A 513-nucleotide genomic window follows, 5' to 3' on the forward strand; every position below is an offset into this window, starting at 1 on the left:
GAATGCACAGGTTTCACTGCCGCTGCGCGCCAGATCGCAGGCAAGCCAGCTCCCACGCCTTCGGCAGAAGCGGATCGCGGTGCGACCTGGCATTTGATTCTGGCCGAAGGCCGTACGTGGACGACGCTCCGCGTCCGGCTTTTGATTCTGGCCGCAGCCCGTATGTGTACGACGCTCCGCATCCGGCTTTTTATTCTGGCCGCAGGCCGTGGGAGCTGACTTGTCTGCGATGGGCCCGGGGTCGCGTCCGACCGAAGCGGTCCTGAAACCAGACGCCTGAGGTGTGTCAGGGTAAAACCGAATGCACAGGCTTCACTGCCGCTACGCGCCAGATCGCAGGCAAGCCAGCTCCCACGCCTTCGGCAGAAGCGGATCGCGGTGCGGCCTGGCATTTGATTCGGGCCGCAGGCCGTACGTGGACGACGCTCCGCGTCCAGCTTTTGATTCTGGCCGAAGGCCGTGGGAGATTCTATGGTTGGGAACAACTTCTTTTATGCCCGTTTCGTAACGTAC

1 protein-coding gene is annotated in these 513 nt (G+C 62.2%); it reads left to right on the forward strand.

Translation table 11 applies throughout. The features are described 5' to 3' along the window. Positions 1-219, forward strand: a 219-nt coding sequence (locus tag ABQX22_RS26805; RefSeq protein WP_349802869.1) for a hypothetical protein, incomplete at its 5' end; no start/stop codon positions are given. Positions 220-513 lie beyond the last annotated feature (294 nt).

This window comes from Xanthomonas sp. WHRI 1810A, assembly GCF_040202885.1.
Classification (GTDB): Bacteria; Pseudomonadota; Gammaproteobacteria; order Pseudomonadales; family Pseudomonadaceae; genus Aquipseudomonas.